Origin of the sequence: Methylobacterium sp. WL18 (genome assembly GCF_008040015.1) — a bacterium.
Lineage (GTDB): Bacteria > Pseudomonadota > Alphaproteobacteria > Rhizobiales > Beijerinckiaceae > Methylobacterium > Methylobacterium mesophilicum.
Genome location: NZ_VRVD01000026.1, coordinates 1 through 25,169 on the forward strand (window position 1 = coordinate 1; position 25,169 = coordinate 25,169).

23 protein-coding genes, 1 pseudogene and 1 other annotated feature are annotated in these 25,169 nt (G+C 66.3%); of the genes and pseudogenes, 12 read left to right on the top strand and 12 right to left on the bottom strand.

The window, feature by feature from the left end; translation table 11 throughout:
* A partial coding sequence (locus FV228_RS04790) for a SelB C-terminal domain-containing protein (protein ID WP_187277638.1) occupies nt 1-1,103 on the top strand: 1,103 nt, incomplete at its 5' end.
* Between the two features lie 78 nt (nt 1,104-1,181).
* Here FV228_RS04790 and FV228_RS04795 read toward each other — a convergent pair.
* The 3 genes from FV228_RS04795 to FV228_RS04805 all read right to left on the bottom strand — a co-directional run bounded on the left by FV228_RS04795 (nt 1,182) and on the right by FV228_RS04805 (nt 3,142).
* Entirely contained in the window at nt 1,182-1,481 is a 300-nt protein-coding gene (locus tag FV228_RS04795; RefSeq protein ID WP_147853541.1) for a hypothetical protein, read from the bottom strand.
* A 163-nt stretch (nt 1,482-1,644) separates the two neighbouring features.
* Nucleotides 1,645-1,923 (bottom strand): MSMEG_0570 family nitrogen starvation response protein, encoded by a 279-nt coding sequence (locus FV228_RS04800; protein ID WP_147853542.1) that lies wholly within the window; start codon nt 1,921-1,923, stop codon nt 1,645-1,647.
* Nucleotides 1,916-3,142 carry an MSMEG_0565 family glycosyltransferase gene (locus FV228_RS04805; protein WP_147853543.1) on the bottom strand — a complete coding sequence of 409 codons (1,227 nt, stop codon included), beginning with the start codon at nt 3,140-3,142 and terminating at the stop codon, nt 1,916-1,918. The genes FV228_RS04800 and FV228_RS04805 overlap by 8 nt, the downstream gene beginning before the upstream one ends.
* Nucleotides 3,143-3,540: 398 nt before the next feature.
* Between FV228_RS04805 and FV228_RS04810 the strand changes: the two genes are divergently transcribed.
* From FV228_RS04810 to FV228_RS04840, 7 genes are all read left to right on the top strand, one after another.
* Nucleotides 3,541-3,990 (top strand): anaerobic typically selenocysteine-containing protein, encoded by a 450-nt coding sequence (locus FV228_RS04810; protein WP_147853544.1) that lies wholly within the window; start codon nt 3,541-3,543, stop codon nt 3,988-3,990.
* Between the two features lie 169 nt (nt 3,991-4,159).
* Nucleotides 4,160-4,978: an SGNH/GDSL hydrolase family protein gene (locus tag FV228_RS04815; protein WP_147853545.1), complete on the top strand. Its 819-nt coding sequence runs from the start codon at nt 4,160-4,162 to the stop codon at nt 4,976-4,978.
* A 178-nt stretch (nt 4,979-5,156) separates the two neighbouring features.
* On the top strand, nt 5,157-5,687 hold the full coding sequence (gene hslV / locus FV228_RS04820) for an ATP-dependent protease subunit HslV (RefSeq protein ID WP_147853562.1): 531 nt from the start codon (nt 5,157-5,159) through the stop codon (nt 5,685-5,687).
* Between the two features lie 237 nt (nt 5,688-5,924).
* Nucleotides 5,925-7,595 carry a methyl-accepting chemotaxis protein gene (locus FV228_RS04825; protein WP_147853546.1) on the top strand — a complete coding sequence of 557 codons (1,671 nt, stop codon included), beginning with the start codon at nt 5,925-5,927 and terminating at the stop codon, nt 7,593-7,595.
* A 53-nt stretch (nt 7,596-7,648) separates the two neighbouring features.
* Nucleotides 7,649-7,704: a sequence feature (sul1 is cis-regulatory element that is thought to sense ions involved in sulfur or methionine metabolism; They are found in Alphaproteobacteria), on the top strand.
* Nucleotides 7,705-7,768: 64 nt separating this feature from the next.
* Nucleotides 7,769-9,265, top strand: a complete 1,497-nt coding sequence (locus tag FV228_RS04830) for a SulP family inorganic anion transporter (protein ID WP_147853547.1) — start codon at nt 7,769-7,771, stop codon at nt 9,263-9,265.
* A gap of 121 nt (nt 9,266-9,386) precedes the next feature.
* Nucleotides 9,387-10,700: an ATP-dependent protease ATPase subunit HslU gene (gene hslU / locus FV228_RS04835; protein ID WP_147853548.1), complete on the top strand. Its 1,314-nt coding sequence runs from the start codon at nt 9,387-9,389 to the stop codon at nt 10,698-10,700.
* A 62-nt stretch (nt 10,701-10,762) separates the two neighbouring features.
* Nucleotides 10,763-11,587 carry a DMT family transporter gene (locus FV228_RS04840; protein ID WP_147853549.1) on the top strand — a complete coding sequence of 275 codons (825 nt, stop codon included), beginning with the start codon at nt 10,763-10,765 and terminating at the stop codon, nt 11,585-11,587.
* A gap of 6 nt (nt 11,588-11,593) precedes the next feature.
* Here the strand turns inward: FV228_RS04840 and FV228_RS04845 are convergent, their stop codons facing one another.
* From FV228_RS04845 to FV228_RS04860, 4 genes are all read right to left on the bottom strand, one after another.
* A complete protein-coding gene (locus tag FV228_RS04845) occupies nt 11,594-11,995 on the bottom strand; it encodes a PTS sugar transporter subunit IIA (RefSeq protein ID WP_147853550.1) in 402 nt (133 codons plus the stop codon).
* Between the two features lie 174 nt (nt 11,996-12,169).
* A complete protein-coding gene (locus FV228_RS04850; protein WP_147853551.1) occupies nt 12,170-12,610 on the bottom strand; it encodes an HPr kinase/phosphatase C-terminal domain-containing protein in 441 nt (146 codons plus the stop codon).
* Complete coding sequence (locus FV228_RS04855; protein WP_238259576.1) at nt 12,610-14,349, bottom strand: sensor histidine kinase; 1,740 nt, start codon at nt 14,347-14,349, stop codon at nt 12,610-12,612. The genes FV228_RS04850 and FV228_RS04855 overlap by 1 nt, the downstream gene beginning before the upstream one ends.
* Before the next feature lie 80 nt (nt 14,350-14,429).
* Nucleotides 14,430-15,140: a response regulator transcription factor gene (locus FV228_RS04860; protein ID WP_147853553.1), complete on the bottom strand. Its 711-nt coding sequence runs from the start codon at nt 15,138-15,140 to the stop codon at nt 14,430-14,432.
* A 286-nt stretch (nt 15,141-15,426) separates the two neighbouring features.
* On the opposite strand from FV228_RS04860, the gene FV228_RS04865 reads away from it, so the two are divergent.
* The 3 genes from FV228_RS04865 (at nt 15,427) to lepA (ending at nt 18,499) form a co-directional block, all read left to right on the top strand.
* Nucleotides 15,427-16,203, top strand: coding sequence for a DUF2470 domain-containing protein (locus tag FV228_RS04865; RefSeq protein ID WP_147853563.1), 777 nt, complete (start codon nt 15,427-15,429; stop codon nt 16,201-16,203).
* 72 nt (nt 16,204-16,275) lie between these two features.
* The gene (locus FV228_RS04870) at nt 16,276-16,476 is read left to right on the top strand and encodes a hypothetical protein (RefSeq protein ID WP_147853554.1); all 201 of its coding nucleotides are present in this window, start codon (nt 16,276-16,278) and stop codon (nt 16,474-16,476) included.
* Nucleotides 16,477-16,696: 220 nt separating this feature from the next.
* Entirely contained in the window at nt 16,697-18,499 is a 1,803-nt protein-coding gene (gene lepA / locus FV228_RS04875) for a translation elongation factor 4 (protein WP_147853555.1), read from the top strand.
* 34 nt (nt 18,500-18,533) lie between these two features.
* On the opposite strand, the gene FV228_RS04880 is transcribed toward lepA, so the two are convergent.
* The 5 genes from FV228_RS04880 to FV228_RS04905 form a co-directional block, all read right to left on the bottom strand.
* Nucleotides 18,534-20,381 (bottom strand): hypothetical protein, encoded by a 1,848-nt coding sequence (locus FV228_RS04880; protein WP_147853556.1) that lies wholly within the window; start codon nt 20,379-20,381, stop codon nt 18,534-18,536.
* A gap of 9 nt (nt 20,382-20,390) precedes the next feature.
* Nucleotides 20,391-20,615 (bottom strand): hypothetical protein, encoded by a 225-nt coding sequence (locus FV228_RS04885; protein WP_147853557.1) that lies wholly within the window; start codon nt 20,613-20,615, stop codon nt 20,391-20,393.
* A 347-nt stretch (nt 20,616-20,962) separates the two neighbouring features.
* A complete protein-coding gene (locus tag FV228_RS04890; protein ID WP_147853558.1) occupies nt 20,963-21,280 on the bottom strand; it encodes a cytochrome c in 318 nt (105 codons plus the stop codon).
* Between the two features lie 239 nt (nt 21,281-21,519).
* On the bottom strand, nt 21,520-22,803 hold the full coding sequence (locus tag FV228_RS04900; protein WP_147853560.1) for a PQQ-dependent sugar dehydrogenase: 1,284 nt from the start codon (nt 22,801-22,803) through the stop codon (nt 21,520-21,522).
* A gap of 113 nt (nt 22,804-22,916) precedes the next feature.
* Nucleotides 22,917-24,410 (bottom strand): NAD(P)/FAD-dependent oxidoreductase, encoded by a 1,494-nt coding sequence (locus FV228_RS04905; protein ID WP_147853561.1) that lies wholly within the window; start codon nt 24,408-24,410, stop codon nt 22,917-22,919.
* Nucleotides 24,411-24,573: 163 nt separating this feature from the next.
* Here FV228_RS04905 and FV228_RS04910 point away from each other — a divergent pair.
* Nucleotides 24,574-25,169 (top strand): annotated as a pseudogene (locus tag FV228_RS04910) (hypothetical protein); the annotation flags it as partial.

A 25,169-nucleotide genomic window follows, 5' to 3' on the forward strand; every position in this document is an offset into this window, starting at 1 on the left:
GGCTCGACGTGGCGCTGACCGCCGCGGCCAGCGCGGATGCCGCCTTGCCGGGCGGCAGCGCATGCCGGCTCCTGTTCGGGACCACGGAGGTCGAGGCCCGCCTGCGCTTGCTGGACCGCGACACGCTGGAGCCGGGCGCGACCGCGCCGGCGCAGTTGCACCTCGCCGAGCCGATCACCGTGCCGGCGCGCGAGCCGTTCGTGCTCCGTCTCGATTCCCCGCCTGCGACCGTGGCCGGCGGCCGCGTGCTCGATCCGGTGAGCCGTCGGCGACGGCGGCACGATGCCCGGGTGTTGGCCGACTTCAGCGCGGTGGCGACCGGGAAACCGGCGGACGCGGTGACGGTCCGTCTGTCGCAGGCCGGTCCAGCGGGGGCGACTTTGCCGGAACTCGCCCGCGCGGCCGGCATCGGAACCGAGCGGGTTCGACGGATCCTTACGGCTTCCGGCGCCCGGGAGCTCGGCGACCGCTTCATCGGGGCTCCCGCCTTCGCAACGCTGCGAGCCGCGGCGTTGGCAGCGCTCAGCGAGCATCACCGGGACAACCCGATGGAGCACGGCATCGCGCTGGAGCGCCTCGCCCGACAGCTGTCGATTCCCGAGGTCCTGGCTAGCCTGGTCCTGCGTGACCTCGCCGGCACGGGAGGCACGGTTCAGGCCGGCGCACTCTGGCGCAGGTCCGATTTCGATCCGGCCCGCAACGAGAGCGAGACCGCGCGCAAACTCGAGCAGTTGTTCCGCCGCGCCGGCCTCAATCCGCCCGATGAGACCGAGGCGGTCGGCCGCGATGTCCGGCGCCGGGAGGCGCTGACCTATCTGGTCGGCGCCGGCACGGTGATCCGCGCCATCGACCGGGTGCAGCGCCGGGCGGTGCTGTTCCACCGCGACGCGGTCTCGGTCGCCCGCACGCGGCTGGCCGAGGCATTCCCGAACGCGACGACGCCGGAAACCGGGTTTTTGGCCCGGGAGGCCGGGGCGGCCCTCGGGATCTCGCGAAAGTACTCGATCCCGCTCCTCGAGCACCTCGATGCCGCGGGCTTCAGCCGCAGGGCGGGGGATAGGCGCGTGATCGTGACCCTGGAGGAAGCGGCCGGCGGTCGCTGAGGTCGGCAGGCCGTAACCGCGCGAGCCAGCGCATCACCGTCTTTCTGAAAGCGGGCGGCCAGATTTCGGGATGACGCTCTAGAAACCCTCGCCGGGCCAATCGTCCGCGCCGGGTTCGTAGCAGGTGTAGCCGATCAGGCAGGTCGGGTTGTCGCGGGTCGGCCGGAAGGCGCGCCGCGCGACCTCGGTCGGCTCGCAGAACGACCGGTCCCGGACGAACCGGTCGTAGGTCTGGCCGCCGGTCCCGAGGACCAGGGCACCACGGGTCTGGACCAGCCGGACGGTCTGCTGGCAGGTCATGGTCGTGCTGGACGGACGCGCCTGGGCCACCGTGGGGATGGCCAGCACGAAGAGAGCCGTGGCGATCCGGATGATCATCGGTTGCGCCTCGTCCAGGCAGATCGGGTTATCGGAGAACGCCGCCTCAACCGAGATCTGCGCTGTGTCGGTTCGACACGGGCTGGCGGGGTGTCAAGCAATCATATGAGCAGCCAGCTTCGATCGGGTCGCCCCGCGTGCGCCATGGGCGATCTCGAAACGATCATTCCTCGAACGCCTCGATATGCACCGTGCCCGGCACCTGACGACGTGCGGCGTCCTCGATCCGGGCAAGCTGCGACTCCGCCCGCCCGCAGGGGAAGCCGTACCGCTCACGGACCTTGTCACTCGCGCCGCCGAGAGCGAGGCGGATCAGCGCCAGGAACTCGTCGAGGGTGTAATCCTGGCCGACCGACAAATGGTCCTTGATGATCAGCGACGGTGAATAGCAGGCCTCGCGGCTGCCGTCCGGCCATCGGATATGGAAACGCATCTCAGGCATCGCCGGGGATCCGGGTGGTGTTCCAGGCGGCGGATCCCGTGGCGATCGCCGAAAGCGGGGCCGGACCGGGGGCGAACGACGCGTAGGTCGGCAGGTGACGTGTGGCGCAGGCGTCCCAGGTCTGGGCCCGGGCGACCTCCAGACCGGTGGCGCGCAGGCGGACGCGTCGCGATGGCTCTAGGCTCGCCTGCATGGCGGCGGCGATCGCATCGGGATCGTCGGGCTGAGCTGCAAGTGCCGCTGCGGCGTTCGGCTGTTTCGTGAAGGGCGACGGTGCCGAGACGATGACGGGCGTGCCGCAGGCCATCGCCTCCAGAACGCATAGGCCGTAGCCTCCCTGTGGTGACGGAAACACCAGCGTATCCGCGATGCGGTAGAGCCCCGGCATATCCGCCTGGGCGATCGGCCCGGTCCTGATCACCGGCTTTCCGGGACCGACCTCCAGCCCTTCGCGCTCCAGGGCTGCGCAGCACCGGGCTTCGTAGCCGGCATGGTCGAGGAGCGAGACACCGCCCGCGATCACGAGTTGTGCGGCCGGGATACGACGGCGCAGGCGCGCGAAGGCCGCGATGATCGCCAGCGTGTTCTTGCGCGCCTCGAACCCGCCGACGCTGAGGAAGACCGGCCCTGCCCCGAACCCGAGGCGCTCGCGCAACGCCGGATCGCCGGCCGAAGGCTCGGGGGTGTAGACGGCACCATCCACGCCGCTGCCGACCACGTCGGCCCGTGCGCCATATTCGGCCGCGAGAGCCGCAGCCCAGGTCGCGCTCAGGCAGAGCAGCCGCCCTGCATCGACGATCGCCCGTTCCTGCAACTGGCTCATCTGCGGGTCTGTCAGCGTATCGATGTGGTGGACCGTGCGGACGAAGCCGGGGATCAGACGGCGGCGAGTCAGGGTCGCCAGGGCATTACCGCTGATGCCGCAATGCGCATGGAAGATGTCGAAGTCACAGGCAGCCGGCGTCGAGAAGTGGGACAGGTAATCAGCGATCCGTGACTGGACCAGCGCTGACGTCGGTTCAGCAACGGGCTTGGCCGCGACCGAGACCACGGGACAGCGTGCATCCCGGAAGAAGCCGCGTCCGGTCGGGTCTGGGGCGTGGACCACCGCCTCATGCCCGAGGTCACACAGTGCCTCACCGAGCGCCAGAGCGTGGACCACGCCACCGCGGGGATGGGTCGAATGCGTGAGAATCGCGATGCGCAAGCGATCGACCATGGGACGGCAGACGAGGCTCGCGGCCGGTCCGGACTCCACCCTCGAAGCCCAGCACCAGGATCCCGCCACCCATCCGGAGACCCGTTAAGTCCGGTCGCATCGATCGTGCCGAAATCTGCACCCGCGATAATAAAACGTCAGACCCTGCCATCTTTGCTGGGCACAGGACGTCATCGGCGCATTCCATCGGCCCAACTTGAGCCACGGCGTCGCGCACCGGAACCCTGGCTCCATCACCTCATTGCCGGCGAGAGACCCGCGCGCTTTGATCCTCGCGGTGAATATTTAATACAGCGCGAGGATCACTGGGAGGAACTGAGCGTCGTCTTCCTACGAGAGCCGGCGGCCGGCTCTCGGGGCGATGCTCCGGCTGCGGGTCGTGCCGGAGAACCGAGACCTTGCAGAAGACCCTGATCGCTGCCGTCCTGGCCACCGTTCTCGCGGGTGCGGCCTACGCTGAAGACAACCCGCAGCTCGGCAAGCCCGCAAGCGCGGTGATACCGCCCGTCGAGCTGACCATCACGCTTCAGGATGACAAACCGGTCTGCGCGCCGGCCGACCTACGCCTGCCGGCCAACACCGACGTCGTGCTGAAGGTGGTGAGCCAGGCGAATGTCCCGGTGACGCTCACGGCGCCCGGACAGTTCGAGCAGGGACACCTGCTGCACGCTGACGGCGACCTCGTCCACGTGATGAGCGAGAAGGGCTACACGGTCAAAGCCAACGGCCACGGCACCTTGAAGCTGCGCACTCTCGATGCGGGAGAGCACAGCTACGCCTGCACCGCAAACAACAAGCGCAACGCACCCTTCGTGGGCAAGCTCGTGCTGTCGCCGCCGGCCGGCTGACGCGTCCTGGGCGGGGCCGAGACGCCGTCCCAATCGGGCTCGGCGGCGTCTCGGACTTAATTTTGCGTTACGAATTCACTTCATCTTAAAGGCGCGAACGGAACCGGTCTTTTCAAGGACCTGTGTCAGATTGTATCTGTCGTGAACGAGCGGCGGAGCGATCGGTCCCGTGTCCCAGAACCTGACATCCGTCACGCCCGCCAACCCGCGCCGCAAGCGCTGGCGGGACGTATTGGTTCTGTGCGGCCTGCTGATGGTCCCGACCGCGGTTCTCGCCTACGCGGACCTCCTCCCCGATTCGCTGGACATGCTCGGCATCGACCTGAGCGACAGCCCGGACCTCCCACACGTCGCCCGGCAGATCGCCATCGGCGCGCCACTCAAGATCGTCGCGTTCGGGTCGTCCTCGACCGAGGGCATCGGTGCTTCGAGCCCGGCCAATGCTTATCCTGCGCGCCTGCAGGTCAACCTGCGCAAGAAGCTCCGCGGCATGGATGTCGCCGTGATCAACCGCGGCATCGGCGGCGAGCATGTCGACGACATGCTGAAGCGCCTGGATCGCGACGTGATCGCGGCCGAACCGCAGCTCGTCATCTGGCAGACCGGCAGCAACGATCCGCTGCGCGGCGTCTCCATCGAGCATTTTCACGAGGCGACCGCCGTCGCGATCCGGCGGATCCAGGAAGCCGGCATCGACGTGGTGCTGATGGAACCGCAATGGTGTCCGAAACTCGATTCGACACCCGGCTCTTCGCGGTTCCGCGATGCGGTGCGGGCGATCGGGACTGAACTCGACGTGCCGGTCATCCGTCGGGCCGACCTGATGCACGGCTGGGTCCGCGAGGGGAAGCTCACCGCCAAGCAGCTCTTCGCCTCGGACGGCCTGCACATGGCTGACGGCGGCTACGCCCTGCTGGCTCAGGCGGCGGCCGAATCGATCCTGCACGACGCCGGCCCGGTGCAGGCGGCCGAGGCGGTCGCCGAATAAAGCCCCGCGCCACCGCAACGACGCCCGGCACGACGGAAGCGAGCGTCCTGTCGTCGGGACTGACGTCCGTTGGCTGGACGCGGCCGCCAAAGCTCCCCATCTCGGCGCGGACCGAGATCGGAGCCGAACTTTGAGCCAGGACGCATTCAGGTACGACGACCGGGGCTCTGTGCCCCAGATGCACGCCACCACGATCCTGATGGTCCGCAAGGGCGGACGCGTCGTGGTCGGCGGCGACGGGCAGGTCAGCCTTGGCCAGACCATCGTCAAGGGCAACGCCCGCAAAGTGCGGCGCCTCGCGAAGGGCGCGGTGATCGGGGGCTTCGCCGGGGCGACTGCCGACGCCTTCACGCTGTTCGAGCGCCTCGAAGGCAAGCTGGAGCAGTATCCCGGCCAGTTGACGCGCGCCTGCGTCGAACTCACCAAGGATTGGCGCACGGACCGCTACCTGCGCCGCCTCGAAGCCATGATGGTGGTGGCCGACCGCGACGTCAGCCTGTTGCTCTCCGGTTCCGGAGACGTGCTGGAGCCGGAAACCGGCGTCATGGCAATCGGTTCAGGCGGAAACTACGCCCTCGCAGCCGCCCGCGCCCTTGAGGATAGCGAACTCGACGCGGAAGCGATCGTGCGTAAAGCCATGACGATCGCCGCTGAGATTTGCGTCTACACCAACGGCAACCTGGTGATCGAGGCCCTCTATCAGGCGTGATGCAGAAGGTTCATGCGGCCGCGGTATGATCGCTTCGCCGCGGTGAAGTGGGCTGGTGCGACGAAGGGCGAGGCGACTTTCGGCGTTTATCGAACAGGATGAGATGCCGCTCTGCCGGTCGAATGACCACGCCGACTGGCGATTCGAATCGCATCAGCTTGGCAACAGACTTCACCTTAACGGAGCTTTGATCCGTCACCGGCACAATCGTTCCGCAAAGCCCTGGGTGGAAACGGCATGAAGATCGGTGGCAAGATCCTGGGCTTCGTTGCGGCTTGCAGCCTGACGACGCTCGTCGTCACAGGAATCAGCGTCGCGACCCTGCAGCGCTTCGAGCACTCCCTGACGCAGGTCGAGGATGCCTCGGTTCGCGCGCTGAACGCCGCAAACTTCAACCGCCTCGTCGCCGAGGTGACAATGGATTCCCGCGGCGTCTACGCCTCGGCCGACCGGACCGAGGCTACGAAATACGCGGCCGGCATCCGTAAGGGCCTGGCCGCGATGGATGTCCTGCGGGCGGACTGGGCGCCCCGGGTGACCGAGCAGGAACGCCCGCTCTTCGACGCGATGGCGCGGAACGCCGACGCCTTCCGGACCTTGCGGACTGCGCTGGCCACCGCCGGCGTGGAGGCCGGTCCGCGCGCCGCCGCCGATTTGGGCTTCAACGAGGCCAACCAGTCCAACCGCAGGGCCTTCCAGGCGAGCATCGATGCCCTGGTCACGGGCGGCCGGGCCGAGATGGCTGCGGTCAAGGCCGAGACCCGCGATCTCTTCCAGGCGCGCACGTTGCTGGTATTCGCGCTGGCGCTGCTCGGCACAGTGGCATGCTGCGGGCTCGGCATCCTGGTGGGCCAACGCCAGATCGCCCGGCCGCTGCGCGCCGTGTCCGAGGCGATCCAGCGCCTTTCGCGGGGCGACCACACGCTTCCGGATGTGCACCCCCGTCGCGACGAGATCGGGGCGATCTGGGCAAGTATGCAGGTCTTCGCCGGTACCATGCGGGAAGCCGACGGGCTGCGTCAGGAGCGCGAGCGCTTGGGGGCTGAGGCGGTGACCCGCAAGCGCGCCGAGATGGTCGGGCTTGCAGACCAGTTCGAGGGCAGCATCGGCGGCTTGGTTCATCACCTCGCCGGCGCCGCCACCGGCATGGAACGCGCTGCCGCCGCCATGGCGGGCAATGCCGAGCGCACCGATGAGCAGTCGCGCGTCGTGACCCGCGCCGCCGAGACCACCGCACACAATGTCGAGGCGGTCGCCGCCGCCACGGAGGAACTCGCCGCCACCGCGAGCGAGATCGGTGCCCAGGTATCACAGACGTCCGACGCTGCCGCTGGCGCCGTCGAGGCGGCCAAGCGGACCCGCGCCAGCGTCCAGGCGCTCGCCCGTAGCGCCGACGGCATCGGGCAGGTTGTGTCGCTCATCTCGACCATCGCGGGACAGACCAATCTGCTCGCCCTCAACGCCACGATCGAGGCGGCCCGGGCTGGCGAGTCGGGGCGTGGTTTCGCCGTGGTCGCCACCGAGGTGAAGGCCCTGGCGACCCAGACCGCCCGGGCCACGGACGAGATCGCCGGCCAAATCGAGGCGATGCGTGCGGCCACCCATGCGGCCGTCGCGGCCATCGAGGAGATCGGCGGCACGATCGAGCAGGTCCACGGTATCGCGCTCGGCGTGGCGGCGGCCGTGGAGCAGCAGCAGGTCGCCACCCAGGAGATCGCCCGCAGCATCGCCGAGGCTGCCAGCGGCACCCGCGCCGTGACCGAGACCATGTCGCTGGTGCTGGGCGCCGCCCACGAGACCGGCGCCAGCGCCGGACAGGTGCTCGATGCGGCGGCCGACATCGCCCGCCGTTCGGATGGCCTGGGGAACGAAGTCGCGGGTTTCGTAGCGCAGGTGCGGGCGGCCTGATCCCGCCTCGATGTTGCATCGCAGTGCGATGCCTCGTAGGGTCGCACCATTCGCAAGGACCCGGTGAAAGCCCGGGTGGCTCTTCCGGCCGCCGATCCGCCGGACCACGCATCCGAGACGCCACTTGATCCGCCGTTCGAGCGGACGCGCGTCTCGTGCGGATCCTCATCATCATGCAACGCAGTTCATCCGGAACCGGCGGCCCTCTCGGGTCGTGGGTGTCCAATATCCGCGGCGATACCCTGTCGGGCATCGTCGTCGCCCTGGCGCTGATCCCGGAGGCGATCGGCTTCTCGGTCATCGCCGGGGTCGATCCCAAGGTCGGCCTCTACGCCTCGGTGGTCATCGCCTGCACGATCGCCTTCGCGGGGGGGCGGCCGGCCATGATCTCGGCCGCCACCGCCGCGACCGCGGTGGTGATGGTCGATCTCGTGCGCGAGCACGGGGTTCAATACCTGTTCGCCGCCACCGTCCTGATGGGCGTGATCCAGATCCTCGCCGGCCTGCTCAAACTCGGCCGGCTGATGCGGTTCGTCTCGCAATCGGTGATGACCGGCTTCGTCAACGCGCTGGCGATCCTGATCTTCCTGGCGCAGATGCCCGAGCTTGCGGGCGTCACGCCGGCGACCTACGGCTTGATCGCCCTGGGCCTCGCGATCATCTACGGTTTCCCGCGGATCACCCGGGCCGTCCCCTCGCCCCTCGTGGCGATCGCGGTGCTGACCGCGGTGACGGCGATCTTCCACCTCGACGTGCGCACCGTCTCGCATCTGGGCGCCCTGCCCTCGACGCTGCCGAGCTTCGCGCTGCCGGACGTGCCGCTGACCTTCGAGACCCTGCGCATCCTGCTGCCCTACGCGGCGACGCTCGCCGCCGTCGGCCTCCTGGAAAGCCTGCTCACGGCGCAGATCGTCGACGACATGACCGACACCGCCAGCGACAAGAACCGGGAATGCATGGGCCAGGGCGTGGCCAACATGGCGTCGGCCGTGTTCGGCGGCATGGGCGGCTGCGCGATGATCGGGCAGTCGGTGATCAACGTCTCCTCGGGGGCTCGGGGCCGCCTGTCCACGCTGGTGGCAGGCGCCTTCCTGCTGCTGCTCCTGGTGGCCCTTCAGGACCTGCTGGCCGTCGTGCCGGTCGCGGCGCTGACGGCGGTGATGATCATGGTCTCGCTGAACACCTTCTCCTGGCGGTCGCTGGCGCGGCTGCGTACGAACCCGCTTCCTTCCTCGGCTGTGATGCTGGCGACCGTCCTGGTGGTGGTCGCCACCAAGGATCTGGCACAGGGCGTGCTGGCCGGGGTGCTCCTGTCCGGCGTGTTCTTCGCCGGCAAGGTCTCGCGGTTGAGCCAGGTCTCCTCCACGCTCTCGGAAGACGGCCGGACCCGGACCTATCGGGTGGCCGGGCAGGTCTTCTTCGCCTCGGCCGGCACCTTCTCGGAGGCGATCGACGTGCTGGAGCCGGTGGACCGCCTCGTCATCGACCTGCAAGACGCGCATTTCTGGGACATTTCGGCGGTCGCCGCGCTCGACCGCGTCGTCCTGAAAGCCCGCACCCGCGGGCGGATCGTCGACGTGATCGGCTTGAACGCCGCCAGTGCGACGCTGGTCGAACGGTTCGGCAAGCACGACAAGCCCGACGCCGCACCGTCGCTGGCGGGTCACTGAGACGGGGCGACGCACGCCCCAGGCCGCGCCCGGCCTCTTGCGTCGCGCGCGCCGCGACCCCATTCCCGGCCCAGGCCTGCGGTTGCGTCGGCCAGGCCGGGACAACAAGGATGGCACAGCGTTGACGACGTTCTCTCCCCGCGAGATCGTGTCCGAACTCGATCGCTTCATCGTCGGGCAGCACGACGCCAAGCGCGCCGTCGCGATCGCGCTCCGCAATCGCTGGCGTCGCCAGCAGCTCACGGGGCCGCTTCGCGAGGAGGTTGCGCCCAAGAACATCCTGATGATCGGGCCGACCGGCTGCGGCAAGACCGAGATCGCCCGCCGCCTCGCCAGGCTGGCCAATGCCCCGTTTCTGAAGATCGAGGCCACCAAGTTCACCGAGGTCGGCTATGTCGGCCGTGACGTCGAGCAGATCATCCGCGATCTCGTGGAGGTGGCGATCGGCCTGACCCGACAGGCGAAGCGCGAGACCGTCAAAGCCAAGGCCGAGGCGGCGGCCGAGAATCGAATCCTCGACGCCCTGGTCGGGCCCACCGCCAGCCAGGCGACCCGCGACAGCTTCCGGCGCAAGCTGCGTGACAGCGAACTCGACGACAAGGAAGTCGAGCTGGAACTGGCCTCGGGTGCCCCGTCGGGTCTGCCGATGTTCGAGATCCCCGGCATGCCGGGGGCCTCCATGGGGGCGATCAACATCGGGGACGTGCTCGGCAAGGCGCTGGGCGGGCAGCGCGGCAAGCCGCGCCGCATCCTGGTTCGAGATGCCTACGCGCCGCTGCTGGCCGAGGAATCCGACAAGCTGGTCGACGACGACGCACTGATCCGCGACGCGATCCGCGAGGTCGAGAACAACGGCATCGTCTTCCTCGATGAGATCGACAAGATCTGCACCCGTGAGGGCCGCTCCTCCGGGGACGTCTCCCGCGAGGGCGTGCAGCGTGACCTGCTACCGCTGATCGAGGGCACGACGGTCGCGACCAAGCACGGCCCGGTGAAGACCGACCACGTGCTGTTCATCGCCTCGGGCGCCTTCCATGTCTCGAAGCCCTCCGACCTCCTGCCGGAACTCCAGGGCCGTCTGCCCATCCGGGTCGAGTTGCAGCCTCTGACGGTGGACGACTTCCGCCAGATCCTGACCTCCACGGAGGCCAGCCTGCTCAAGCAGACGGTGGCGCTGATGCAGACGGAGGGCGTGACCCTCACCTTTACCGACGACGCCGTGGACGCGCTGGCCCGCGTCGCCGTCGAGGTGAACTCCTCCGTCGAGAACATCGGTGCCCGCCGCCTGCAGACCGTGCTGGAGCGGGTGATCGATGAGATCTCGTTCACCGCCACCGACCGGTCCGGGGAGACCGTGCCGATCGACGCCGCCTACGTCCGGGCCCGGGTCGAGGATCTGGCCGCCAACGCGGATCTGAGCCGGTTCATCCTGTGACCACTCGCTCGGGGTGGCGGCCGGATGCGGCTCTCCTCCCCGTCATCGCACTGGTGACCGGGATGATCTCGCTCCAATTCGGAGCCACGGTCGCCAAGAGCCTGTTCCCCGTCGTCGGAGCCGCCGGGACAGCGTCTCTGCGGGTCGGCTTCTCGGCCGTGATGCTGATCGCGGTCTGGCGCCCGTGGCGGCGCAGCCTGTCGGCGCGGGATGCCGGGTGGATCGCGCTCTACGGCATCAGCCTGGGGCTGATGAACGTCCTGTTCTACCTGGCCATCGCGCGCCTGCCGCTCGGACCGGCGGTGGCGATCGAGTTCGCCGGGCCGCTCGCAATTGCGTTGATCGCCTCCCGTCGCATGTCAGATTTCCTGTGGATCGGGGTCGCGGTACTGGGACTCGGCCTGCTCCTGCCGGTCGCATCGACGAGTTCACTGGACCCGCTCGGCGTGGTCCTGGCGCTCGGGGCGGCTCTTGCCTGGGCACTCTACATCCTGTTCGGCCAACGTGCCGGACGGATCGATGGCGGTCAGGCAGTCTCGCTGGGCATGCTGGTCGCGGCGGTGGTCGCCGGGCCGTTCGGCCTTGCGGAAGCCGGTCTGGACCTGTTCGCCCCCGGTATCCTGGTGGCCGGCCTCACGGTGGCGCTCTTGTCGAGTGCCCTGCCCTACTCGCTGGAAATGTTCGCGCTGCGCCGCCTGGATCGCAAACGCTTCGGCGTCCTGATGAGCCTGGAACCTGCCGTGGCCGCCTGCGCCGGCTTCGCTCTGCTGGGCGAGCGTCTCGGCACCATCCAGTGGCTGGCCATCGGGTTAGTGATTCTGGCCTCGGCGGGCATCACCGCGACGAGCCGTCAGCCTGCCACCATGGCCGTGGCCCCAGAGGGCTAACGAGCTTTATTTGCCGGCAAGGACTCGGGAGGCGACGTTGATGTACTTGCGCCCGGCTTCCTGGGCGTGAAGGACGGCGTCGCTGAGGTTCTCCTCGTCACGAACGCTCGCCAACTTGATCAGCATCGGCAAGTTGATTCCCGCCACCACCTCGACCGAGCCGCCGTTCATACACGACAGCGCAAGGTTCGAGGGCGTGCCACCGAACATGTCGGTGAGCACCACCACACCGTCGCCGGTGTTCACGCGACAGACCGCCGACATGATGTCCCGGCGTCGCAATTCCATATCGTCTTCCGGCCCGATCGTGATCGTCTCGATCTGATCCTGCGGGCCGACCACGTGCTCCAGAGCGGCCTTGAATTCGGTCGCCAGCAGCCCGTGAGTGACGAGCACCATGCCAATCATCGACACGTGTTCCAACGTCCTCTGTCTGCCGCCATGTTGTGCAATGCACAGGTCCCAACAAGGCGATCGCGACGTTTTTGCTCGGACATTAGAGCGATCATGCCATGCGCGCTCCTTCGGCGCCATGGGGTCTCACCACCATGACGCGAATCGATGACCTGTGCGGCTGCGAAGTCACGGACTGGACTTTCGCAGCGCGGCACGAATCAGCAACATCGATAATCCCGCCCGCCGCACTGCGGCGTCGAGAACCAAGCGGGGTAATCGCACATCGAGAATGCGGGTGTCGTTTGGTGGATCGGGCAACCTCGGCTGTTCGTCGACGAGATCGACCGTGAGGCGCAGATGCGCCTCACAGCGCAGCGGCAATCCCAGGTCGGTTGCCGATAGAATGCCCTGTCCACGGATCTCCACCTGCCCCGCCAGCACCTCATGGGGCCGGGCGACGAGCGTATTGGCCCGTCGGTCGCAGACCACCCGGTCGTCTGCCACGAAGGCCCCATCCGCCTCCGCGGCGATGAGAACCGCCAGGCTCGACTTACCCGAGCCGGACGGGCCGCGGATCAGGATGCCGGCCTCGCCCAAGGTCACGCAGGCTGCGTGCAGGGTCGTCATCAGGCGTGGAGTTGCCGCGGTGCGGCCGGCAGGCGAACGGTGAAGCGGGCACCGCGCACCGTGGGCTCGCCGTCCTCGTCCGGTGCCCCGGGACGGTTCTCGGCACGAATCGTACCGCGGTGGGCCTGGACGATCTGGCGCGAGATCGACAGCCCGAGCCCCGAATTCTGCCCGAACCCCTGCTCGGGCCGATCGGTGTAGAAGCGCTCGAAGATGCGTTCCAGAGCGTGCTCCGGAATGCCGGGGCCCTCGTCCTCGCAAACCAGCTCGACCTCGCCGCGGACTCGTCGCAGCGCCACCCGTACCTTCGCTTCGGTGGGCGAGAACGAGCGGGCATTGTCGAGGAGGTTGTTGACGACTTGGCCCAGTCGGCTGTCGTGGCCGATCACCGTGAAAGGCGCATCCTGATCGGCGATCGGCTCGACGTCGAGCTGGATCAGGCAATCCTTCGGGCGCCTCCGCTCGTTCGCCACCGAGACGACCGTGGACAGCAGCTTCTTGAGGTCGACCCGGCGTGCCTCAGCCCGGGCAAGCTCGGCGTCGAGCCGCGAAGCGTCGGCGATGTCGCTGATCAACCGGTCCAGGCGCTTCACATCGTGCTGGATGATCGCCATCAGGCGGCCGCGCGAATCATCGGATTTCGCCAGCGGCAGCGTCTCGACGGCGCTGCGCAGGGAGGTCAGCGGGTTCTTCAACTCGTGGCTGACATCTGCGGCGAAGCTCTCGATGGCGTCGATGCGCCGGTAGAGCGCTTGTGTCATGTCCCGCAGGGCCCCGGAAAGGTGGCCGATCTCATCGGTGCGCTGGGTGAAGTCGGGGATCTCCTCGCGGGTCTTGATCCCCATGCGGACCTTCTCCGCAGCTTCCGCCAGCCGCCGCACCGGACCCGCGATGGCACCGGCCAGCAGCGCCGAGAGCACCACCATCACGGCCGAGGCGACCAGGAACACCTGCAGCAAACCGAAGCGCTCCGAGGCAATCACCCTATCGATGGCGTCCCCCTGCGTAGAGATCAGAAGCGCGCCGCGTACCGAGCCGGCGCGATGGATCGGTACGGCCACCGAGACGGTGGTCTCGCCCAGCGCGTTGCGGCGGACCAGGCTACCGCGATTGCCGGTGAGCGCCGCCTGGACCTCGCGGAGCGAATGGCCGTTGACCGGCCCCGTCTCCTCGGGTCGAGCGCCCCGGCCGCCGAACAGGCCGCTGAGCTTCGCCTGGACCGCTTGAAAAGCGGATTCGAGCATGCCCGCCTTGTGGGGCTTCGCCGCGATCGTGTCGTTGCGGCCGGCGTCACCGCGCTTGAACAGGGTCCGGGTGTCGAACAGCAGGCCGCCTTCCTGGTCGTAGACCCGGGCGCGGTTACCCGTGGGGGTGACCAGGCGCGACAGCAATGGCGCCACTTTCTCGGGGTTGAGCGAGAAGGCGAGAGGCTGGGATTCCTCCTCGGTTGGCTCCCCCGCCTGTTGCTGGAGCAGCTTGTCGGGGTCGATCTGGATGGTGTCGGTGTCGACCGAGGCGGAGGCCGCTATGGCGCCGGCGATGATCTCGCCCTGGATCGCCAGGCTCTGGATCCGGGCCTGGATCAGGCCCTGCCGGAACTGGTTGAGGTAGAGGAACCCGACGAGCAGCGCGATCAACCCGACGAGGTTGAGCACGACGATGCGGCGCGTCAGGCTCGACGACGCGCGCTGGCCGATCGCGTCCCAGAGGGCGCGCGGCCAGGTCAGCGGTCGGGACAGGAGCTGGGTGAACGAGGGGCGCGGCGGGGCGTCCTCGGCTTGGGCGGGGGTGTGGCCGGTCACGTGGCGGATCCTTTAGATCACGCCTCCTTGAACCGGTAGCCGACGCCGTACAGCGTCTCGATCATGTCGAAGGCCTGGTCGGTCACCTTGAACTTCTTGCGCAGGCGTTTGATGTGGCTGTCGATGGTGCGGTCGTCGACGTAGACCTGATCGTCGTAGGCGGCATCCATGAGGGCGTTGCGGCTCTTCACGACGCCGGGCCGGTGGGCCAACGCCTGCAGGATCAGGAATTCCGTGACGGTGAGGGTCACCGGCTCGCCCTTCCAGGTGCAGGTGTGCCGCTCCGGATCCATCATCAGCGAGCCGCGCTCCAGCGAGCGGGCCGCGATGTCGGCCTCGCCCCGCGGGGTGGCGCCCGCCGGCTCCTTGGCGAAGCGGCGCAGCACCGCCTTCACGCGCTCCACCAGCAGGCGCTGCGAGAACGGCTTATGGATGAAGTCGTCCGCGCCCATCTTGAGACCGAACAACTCGTCGATCTCCTCGTCCTTCGAGGTCAGGAAGATCACCGGGAGGTCGGATTTCTGCCGCAGGCGGCGGAGAAGCTCCATCCCGTCCATGCGCGGCATCTTGATGTCGAAGATCGCGAGGTCCGGCGGGGAGTGCCGCAGACCGTCGAGGGCGGAGGCGCCATCGGTGTAGGTCTGGATGCGGTAGCCTTCGGTCTCAAGCGCGATCGACACGGAGGTCAGGATATTCCGGTCGTCGTCGACGAGGGCGATGGTTGGCATGCGCGATCCCTGACTGAACGGGCTTAAGCGCGGTCCCGGCTGTTCGCGCGGGCCGCGCTCCATCCCGGCCCCGAGGGGCAGGCGGAAGCGCGAACCGGGCCGGTTTCGGCACCGCCCGGTTCGCGCAACGGGACAGGTGCTTTAGTACGGCCGATCGGAAAAAGCGAGCGGCGGTCATAGCTTGGCCATAAAGGCCGATCTGACGCGGGTCCGGGCGCTCGTGCGCGCAGCGGTGCAGCGCTACGGTGGCGGGCGTGCGGCAGCGGTGAAAAACGAGGGCGACCGGATGGGCGAGACGAGCACCAATGCGTCGGAACAGCGCGAGCCGGCCCGTCCTCTGCCCGCAGGCGAGGCGCCGTTCGACGCGATCGGGTTGTCGCGGATGCTGCTGCGGACCATCCGGTCCGGGGCGCTGGCGACCCTCGATGCGGAGGGAACGCCCTTCGCGTCGCTGGTGACCATCGCCACCGACCAGGACGGCACCCCGCTGATGCTGCTGTCGCGGCTCTCGGCCCACACCCGGAACCTGCTGGCCGATCCGCGCTGCTCGCTGCTGTTCTCGCAGGGCGGCAAGGGCGATCCGTTGGCGCATCCGCGACTCACCGTGGTCGGCACCGCCGTGCAGACCGACGATGCCCGGGCGCGGGCGCGTTTCCTGGCGCGTCATCCGAAAGCCAAGCTGTACGCCGACTTTCCGGATTTCGGGTTCTTCGCGGTGACTGCGAAGTCTGGCCACCTGAACGGCGGTTTCGCGAAGGCCGCGACGTTGATCCGCGAAGAATTGCTCCTCGACCTCACCGGGGCTGAGGCCGTGGTCGCCGGCGAGGCCGGGGCGGTCGAGCACATGAACGCCGACCACGCCGACGCGCTGGCGCTCTACGCCGCGGCGGCGGGTGCGGAGGCGGGGTTGCCGTGGCGTTTGAGCGGGCTCGACCCGGAGGGGCTGGACCTGATGGCCGGCGACCGGACGGCGCGGGTGGTCTTTCCGGAGCGCGTCTCCGACATGGGCGGCCTGCGCAGGCACCTCGTCGCGATGGCGGCGCAGGCGCGCGGCGGGGCCTGAGCGGGCGACATCGGCGGCGGCCAATCACCCCGGGGCATGGCGAAGTGCCGCCCGGTGCACCATATCCGCGCGATGAGCGAGATCCAGACAGACACCTATCCCTTCAGCCTCGATGTGCAGCCGGTCGGCGAGAGCGGCGCGATGTTCCAGTGGAGCATCCGCAAGCACGGCAAGTTGCACCAGCGTTCGGACCGGAAGCATCCCACCGAGTCGAAGGCCCGGACCCACGGCGAGGCCGAGATCGAGCGCCTGATCCGTGATCGCGGCCGCTGACCGCTCGTCATAGCCGCCGGCACCGGCGGAGCATTGCCGACGGGCGGGGGCCGGTTCGATCCGGCTCCCGCTTCGTCGTTCGGGCCGGCCCGATCGCAGCGGGTCGGCCCCCGCGCTTGGCGCGTCTGCGCGGCGCTGCTATCTCGCGCGTGAGCCGACCCATCCGAACACGCCCAGACGTCAGACGGTGCGCGCCGTCGCGCGCCCGAACGGAATGCCGATGACAACCCCGATCGACAACATCCGCAACTTCTCGATCGTCGCGCATATCGACCACGGCAAGTCGACCCTGGCGGACCGGCTGATCCAGGCCACCGGCACCGTGGCGTTGCGCGACATGAGCGAGCAGATGCTCGACTCGATGGATATCGAGAAGGAGCGCGGCATCACCATCAAGGCGCAGACCGTGCGCCTGGAATACCGGGCCGAGGACGGCAAGGATTACATCCTCAACCTGATGGACACGCCCGGCCACGTGGACTTCGCCTACGAGGTGTCGCGCTCGCTGGCCGCCTGCGAGGGCTCGCTGCTGGTGGTGGACGCCTCCCAGGGCGTCGAGGCGCAGACGCTGGCCAACGTCTACCAGGCGCTCGACGCCAACCACGAGATCGTCCCGGTCCTCAACAAGGTCGACCTGCCGGCCGCCGAGCCGGAGCGGGTCAAGGAGCAGATCGAGGAGGTGATCGGCCTCGATGCCTCGAACGCGGTGCCGATCTCGGCCAAGACCGGGCTGAACATCGAGGCGGTGCTCGAGGCGATCGTGACCCGCCTGCCGCCGCCCAAGGGCGACCGGAGCGCGCCGCTCAAGGCGCTGCTGGTGGACAGCTGGTACGACGCCTATCTCGGCGTCGTCGTGCTGGTGCGCATCATCGACGGCGTGCTCAAGAAGGGCATGACCATCCGGATGATGGGCGCGGACGCCGTCCACGGCGTCGACCGGATCGGCGTGTTCCGCCCGAAGATGGCCGAGATCGGCGAGCTCGGCCCCGGCGAGGTCGGCTTCTTCACCGGCTCGATCAAGGAGGTCGCCGACACCCGCGTCGGCGACACGATCACCGAGGACAAGCGCCAGACCACCTCGATGCTGCCGGGCTTCAAGGAAGTCCAGGCGGTGGTGTTCTGTGGGCTGTTCCCGGTGGACGCCGCCGAGTTCGAGAACCTGCGCGCGGCCATGGGCCGGCTCCGGCTCAACGACGCGTCGTTCTCCTACGAGATGGAGAGTTCGGCCGCGCTGGGCTTCGGCTTCCGCTGCGGCTTCCTCGGCCTGCTGCACCTGGAGATCATCCAGGAGCGGCTGGAGCGCGAGTTCAACCTCGACCTGATCTCCACCGCGCCCTCCGTGGTCTACCGGCTGAAGATGCGCGACGGCACGCTCAAGGAGCTGCACAACCCGGCCGACATGCCGGACGTGATGAAGATCGAGCTGATCGAGGAGCCGTGGATCCGCGCCACGATCCTGACGCCGGACGAGTATCTCGGCGGCGTGCTCAAGCTCTGCCAGGACCGCCGCGGCGTCCAGATCGACCTCAACTACGTCGGCAAGCGCGCCATGGTGGTCTACGACCTGCCGCTGAACGAGGTGGTGTTCGATTTCTACGACCGTCTGAAATCGATCTCGAAGGGCTACGCCTCGTTCGACTACCACGTCTCCGACTACCGCGAGGGCGACCTCGTGAAGATGTCGCTGCTGGTCAACGCCGAGCCGGTGGACGCCCTCTCGATGCTGGTCCACCGCACCCGCGCCGAATCGCGCGGCCGGGCCATGTGCGAGAAGCTGAAGGACCTGATCCCGCGGCACCTGTTCCAGATCCCGGTCCAGGCGGCGATCGGCGGCAAGATCATCGCCCGCGAGACGATCAAGGCCCTGTCCAAGGACGTGACCGCCAAGTGCTACGGCGGCGACATCTCGCGCAAGCGCAAGCTGTTGGACAAGCAGAAGGAAGGCAAGAAGAAGATGCGCCAGTTCGGGCGCGTGGAGATCCCGCAGGAGGCGTTTATTGCAGCGCTGAAGATGGATGATTGACGAAAGTTAAAGTCTGAAAGGCGCAGTCCGACAACTACGTAAGGGCGGCTGCGCGTGCGATTCGCATCTGGTCTTTGATCCATTTCCTTGCGGACGGAAGACTCTGGCGAAAATCATCTGCCGCCATAGAGAGCGATTCCCGGGATGTCGCGCGATCCAGATCTTCGGTTGACCAATCATCAAGGAGCCGCTTGGCTAGTTCAAAGCAGGTAGATTTACCCACGCGAAATGCAAGTGTACGCCGAGATGCTTGCAATGCGAGGCTTCGGATCTCATCAAGATCATCAGCGTCTGCAAAATCGTTGATAATTTCATCAGCCATTTTGAAAACAATTGGATAACGACCATTCACGAAAAGAGTTCTCACTTCGTCATGAAATTTAGCAGCTCTCCCACTTAGTCCATGCTCATCAATTGCATCGATTTCGTCCAAAATTTTGATTTCAGGGGCACGCTCAAGGCCGCTTGCTAGGCGGGAAGCGATAGAACCCTCAGGCGCGGTTCTAACGAGTGTCTTTGATGCGCGGGTCGTTACCCGCTTTGAAGGTGGAAGCAGACCATTTGCTTCAGACTCGTCTTGTTCCGACTCGATCGTAGTATTCTCTGGCTCTGACGTGCCTGTAGTATCGCGTAGCGTGCGAAGAGTCGGTTCTGGACTGCGTCTCATGACATTTGTCGGAACACGCAGCTCATCGAGCAAGTCTTGTAAGGCCAATTGCAAATCATTCAAGTCGTCATTGTTGTCAGGCGACTCGCGACGAATGATATCTTTCACCCAATCGGGCATCAATTCCCGGACAAGATATGCGTAATGGTCAGCTGTCAGCGCTGAACGATCGTGGCGCCACATTAACGAGTCTCGGTACTGACTAGGATAGGCAGCGCCGTCAGGGAGCCAAATCTCCACAGTCAAAACTTTTGAACCGAATGGAAGACCAAAAGTCGGCGCTACCGACGACCAGACTTTTTGTGTTCGAAAATCGTAACGCTCTCCGCGGTAGACAAGCGCCAAGAATGTGGTCGAACCAGTTGCTGCATTTACGCGAGCGCTTATGGAATGTCCTGACGTTTCATGCTTTGGGTCGTAAATGTAACGAATCGAAACTGCTGTCGCAGGATCCTTGACGATCTCGTCATTACCAAGCTTTTCCAAAACATCGTCGAGTGTTTTGAGTTCACGAAATCTACCTGTTTCTCCTTTGCCGCCGCCCTTGGTCATGGCGACGTCAATCTTTACTTGTACCCCTAACGAAAAACTGACAAATCGTCGAAATATAGAAGTCGGTATGAAACTCCGATCAACATTTATGCCTTTGCCAATTGGCTCAGCCGTCGTATCGTGCGACGGATCTTGCCCAAGAAGCACAACCTCGGTCCAGTCTTCCGATGTAGATTTTCCATCGTGTATTGCTGCAGCTGTTACGTCGTAGATAGTTTCATAGCTTCCGTCAGGCATCTGCGCAAGGAAACGGACATAAGTACCTTCCTCATCGTCATAACCGATGGTTACCTCGTGGACTAAAGCACCTTTGCACGAACGATAACGAATCCCATGCGGCGATGCGGCGAGACCAGATACTTTAGCTCCTATGCCAAAATTTCCATCGAGAGACATCATTTTATTGACAGAAGAACTGATTTCGGTAGCAACTCTCAGCTCTTTTGCTGACATGCCAATACCAGTATTAAAGAAAGTCAATTTATTAACGCCGCCAATCCCGGTGGGATAAATCTGGATTAAGCGCCGACCAATTGGCGCTAGCGCTGCATTCTCATCCGCATTCTTAAAGAATTCACGTATGAGCGCATTGATTGGCGCCTGCTGAATCAGGCGGTTTATCAAAAATTTTCGATCCCCAATACCAAGTTGCTCCGGTCGCATGTCTGCTTCCTATAGTTTGAAACTATCGGTCGGCTCATTCAACGAGCCGAAGCGTCTTTCGAGATCAGATATAGCGTCTTTCAAAGCTTTGCTGATCTTTTTAACATCGGCCTCGGAAAATTCATAAGCTCGACGATTTGACAAATTTCCGAGCTTTCGGATCGCATCGAGCGCCGCCTGCGTCCGTCCTTCCGCAAGTCTCACAAAGCTTGCGCGCTTTTCGTCATCATTCACGCAATTTCTCCTCGTTAAATTCACATATTTTGTGCGGAAATTTTCCGCAAGGGCTTGATGAATTTTTCTGTGAAATTCGACACGCGGTGGCGCGCGCGAGCGATCGGCTAGCCAGACTGCGGCTATCGAAACGCATGTTGCAAACTGGGAATTGTCAGAAAGCCTGATGGCTGCGAATAACTAGTATCTATCTGGTCAGACTATGTATGTACCAGCATAAATAATATTACATAGGTTTGATTTTCAATGCGGGCACTAACAAAATCAATAGAGGGCTGAGCCAGCCCGATAGAATGTCAGAACATCGTTAAGTAAAACCCTTATAAAATAATTATCTTAGACAAATACTACCCCGGCGGCAGCACGTCGATCTGGATGCCCGCATAATACGTGGCCAGGTTCGCGATGTCGGCATCCGACAGCTCCTTGGCGACCACGTTCATGATCTCGTTCTGCCGCTTGCCGTCGCGGTACTCGCTGAGCGCCTTCACGAGGTAGGGCTCGACCTGCCCGGCGAGGTTCGGCGCTTCCGGCAGCTTCGAGAGGCCGTCCATCCCGTGGCAGGTCTGGCAGGCGCTGGCCTTCTTGCGCCCGAGGGCGGCGTCGCCGGCCTGGGCCGAGAGCGGGGCGAGCAGAGCGGCGAGAAGGAGAAGCGGGCGGATCATCGGCGGGACTCGGCAGACGGTTTCACGAACGGTCGACGCAAGAGGCGTGGGTCCCCTCTCCCGTGCGGGAGAGGGACAGGGTGAGGGATGCGACCTCTCCGGAAGTACCTTGTCCCTCACCCCAACCCTCTCCCGCACGGGAGAGGGGGCGCGCCGCGGCCTTCACAAGCAACCGTTGCCCGCCCGGGGTGAAGGATTCGTGGCGCCTCTCATGAGTAGAGGCGCCAAGTCCCAAAAACCTACTTCTCGTAAGAGATCCGGTAGATCGCCCCGGCGGAATCGTCCGAGACCAGCAGCGAGCCGTCCAGCATCACGGCCACGTCCACCGGGCGGCCGAGATACTCGCCGTCGCCGGTGAGCCAGCCCTCCGCGAAGGGCTTGACCGCGCCGAGCTTCCCGTCCGCGCTCATGGGGGCGAACATCACCCGGGCGCCCACCGGCTCGGTGCGGTTCCAGGAGCCGTGCTCGGCGATGAAGATCCCGCCCTTGTACGAGGCCGGGAATTGCTTGCCGTTGTAGAAGGTCATGCCGAGGTCGGCCGCGTGCGGCGGCAGTTCGGCGACCGGGGCGACCGCGTCGGCGGGCGGGGTCTGGTCCTTGTACTCGACGGTGCGGACCGCGCCGCCACCGTACCAGGGGAAGCCGAAGTTCTCGCCGGCCTTGGTGGCGTGGTTCAGCTCGCCCGGCGGCTTGTCGTCGCCCATGCCGTCGACCTGGTTGTCGGTGAACCAGAGCGACTTGTCGGTGGCGAAATCCATCCCCACCGAGTTGCGGATGCCGGTGGCGAAAACCTCGCGATTCTTGCCGTCGGCATCGATCCGGATGATGCCGCCGATGCCGACCTTCTTGTACAGGTCCATCTTCTCGGCCGGCGGCACGTTGTAGGGCTGGCCGAGCGCGATGTAGGTCTTGCCGTCCGCCCCGACCCGGCAGACCCGGGCGGTGTGGTTGAAGCTCTCTTCCCCAGCAGGGATCAGCGCCCCTTCCTTCACGAGGATGCCGGCGGCAACATCCGGATTCTCATAAAAGAACTCGGCGGCCGGGAAGGCGAGCACGCGGTTCTGCTCAACGATGGTGAGCACGCCGTCCTTCGAGAAGCAGACGCCGTTGGGGATCTTGAACGCGATGCCCGGCGCGAAGGCGCGGACCTCGTCGGCGACCCGGTCCTTGTCGCGGTCGGTGACCGTGTAGACCTTGGTCTTGCGGGTGCCGACGAACAGCACGCCGGCATTCGGGCCGACCGCGATGGCGCGGGCATCCGGCACCACGGCGTAGAGGTCGATCTTGAAGCCCTCGGGCAGCTTGATCTTGCCGAGCGTCTTGCGGATCGCGTCGGCCCGGCGGCCGGTCTGCGGGATCTCGGGGGCGGCCTGGGTGTCGGTGCTGCGGAGGTTCTGCAGCTTCTCCAGGTCGTCGGCCTTGGCCTTGGTCTCGGCCGGCGCCGCACCCTGTGCGAGGGCCGGAGCCACGAGGGCGGGCAGGGCGACGCCCGCCCAGAGCGCGGCGATGAACAGCGATCGCATCGTCTTCAAATCCTCCCGGCCGCCCTTGGGTTCGGACGGTTCCGGATCGGAGATAGACGACGCAAGCGGGCGGGCAAGTTGCGCCGGTGACGCGCGCCCGCAGCTGTCGCGTGTCAGGCGACCTTGCGGGGGACGAGACGCTCGCTGCTCAACGCCGCCTGCACGCCGGATTCGGTGTATTCGGCGTCCTCGTTGACCTGCCAGACATCGTGCCGGCGCCGGCCGCAGAGAATGTTCTCCACGGTCAGCATCGCGGTCATCATCGCGTGGTCCTGGTTGTTGTACTTGTGCATGCCGTTGCGGCCGACGAGGTGCAGGCTCGGGAAGTCCCGCTCCAGCTCGCGCCGCACGGTGACGACGTGGCCGGCATAATCCGCGTCGTAGACCGGATAGGCCTTGGGCTGGCGGACCACGCAGGCATCGACCACGTCGGCCGGGTCGATCAGGCCGATCTGGCCGATCTCGCGCTTGGCGAGCGCCACCAATTCCTCGTCCGAGGCGGTCCAGAGCCCGTCGCCCTCGAAGCAGAAATACTCGAGGCCGAGACACGTATGGTCGTCGTCCGGCACCATCTCGGGCGACCACGAACGGAAGTTCTGGACCCGGCCGACCTGCACGGACGGATCGTGGATGTAGATCCAGTTGTCCGGGAAGTTCTTTTGGGATTTCGCGATGAGGGCGACCGTGAGGAAGTCGCGGTACTTGAGGGACCTCGCGTTGAAGGTGCTGAGCGGGCGCGGGCGGATCGCGTCCACCAGTTCGCGCACCGGCGCCGACGAGATCACGTTCCGGGCCGTGAAGGTCTCGCGGCTGCCGTCGGCGCTGCGGGCCGCCACCGTCCAGATGCCGGTGCCGGCATCGTAGGACAGCGAATCGACGCCGCGGTCGAGGAGCACGCGCCCGCCCTGGGCCTGGACCTTGGCGGCGGCGGCCTCCCACATCATGCCGGGGCCGCGGCGGGGATAGCGGAACGACTCGATCAGCGTCTTGATCACCGGGCCGCCGGCCTTGGGCGCCTTGCGCAGGCCGAGCGAGCGCTTGATGCCGTCGCGGATCGCCGCGCCGAGGTCGAGGCCCTTGATCCGTTGGGCCGCCCAATCGGCCGAGATCGCGTCGCAGGACATGCCCCACACCTTCTCGGTGTAGGTCTTGAAGAAGATCGCGAACAGGCGCTCGCCGAACTGGTTGCGCACCCAGGCGTGGAAGTTCTTCGGGTCGCGCACCGGCCGCATGCGGGCGTACAGGTAGGAGGCCACGCAGGCCGCGCTCGTGAACAGGCCGAGGTTGCGCAGTGCCTCGAACGCCTTGAGCGGATAGGCGTAGTACCGGCCGCGATAGTAGATCCGGGACAGCCGTGGCCGCTCGATGAAGTCGTTGGGCAGGATCTCGTCCCAGAGATCGACCACCGCCTTGGATTTCGAGAAGAACCGGTGTCCGCCGATATCGAACAGGTAGCCGTTGTGCGAGACCGTGCGGGAGATGCCGCCGACCTGCGCCGGATCCCGCTCCAGCACGGTGACCGACCGCCCCTGCTTCGACAGCAGGTAAGCGGCCGTAAGACCCGCCGGCCCCGCGCCGATCACCAGCGTCTCGGTGTGGTGGCTCATCCCCTGCTCCGGCTGCCGTCCCGGCCGGATCGCGGACCGGCTCGCGCGGAGATTGCGGAGGGATGGTTAAGGAACCGCCTCACGGTCGATTGACCGGCCATTAAGCCCGGACGCGCACCATGGCTCCCGCGCTCGCTTTCGGCGCATTCGGAAACCTGAACCGATGCCGCCCGCGGCCGCCGCTTCGCCGGCACGGATCGATCCGCGTACGTTCCTGTGGCTGCTCGTCGTCCTGTCGCTCGCGACGCTGAACGCGCCGCAGGACGTGTGGGACACGATCCGGCACCTGCGTGTGCCCGACACCGACGACGCGATGCGGCTTGTCGAAGTGCGCGACCTGCTGGCCGGCCAGGGCTGGTACGACAACACCCAGTACCGCTTCCTGGGGCCGGACGGCGTGGCGAGCCACTGGTCACGCCTCGTGGACGCGCCGATCGCGGGCCTGATCTGGGCGTTGACGCCCCTGGCCGGGCCCGACCTCGCCACAGGTCTGGCGGCGGCGATCTGGCCGATGCTGCTGTTCGGGCTGTTCTGCACCCTGCTGTACCGGGGCGTGAACGCGCATTTCGGGGGCCGGGCGGCGATCCTGGCGGTGCTCGTGGCGACCCAGACCTTCGGGATCGCGATCCAGTTTCAGGCGGGCCGGGTCGATCACCACAACGTCCAGATCCTGGCGATCCTGGGCCTCGCGTTCTGCGTGATCCGCGGCGGCTTCCGCGCCGGGCTCGTCGGCGGCGGGCTGGCGGCCCTGTCGCTGGC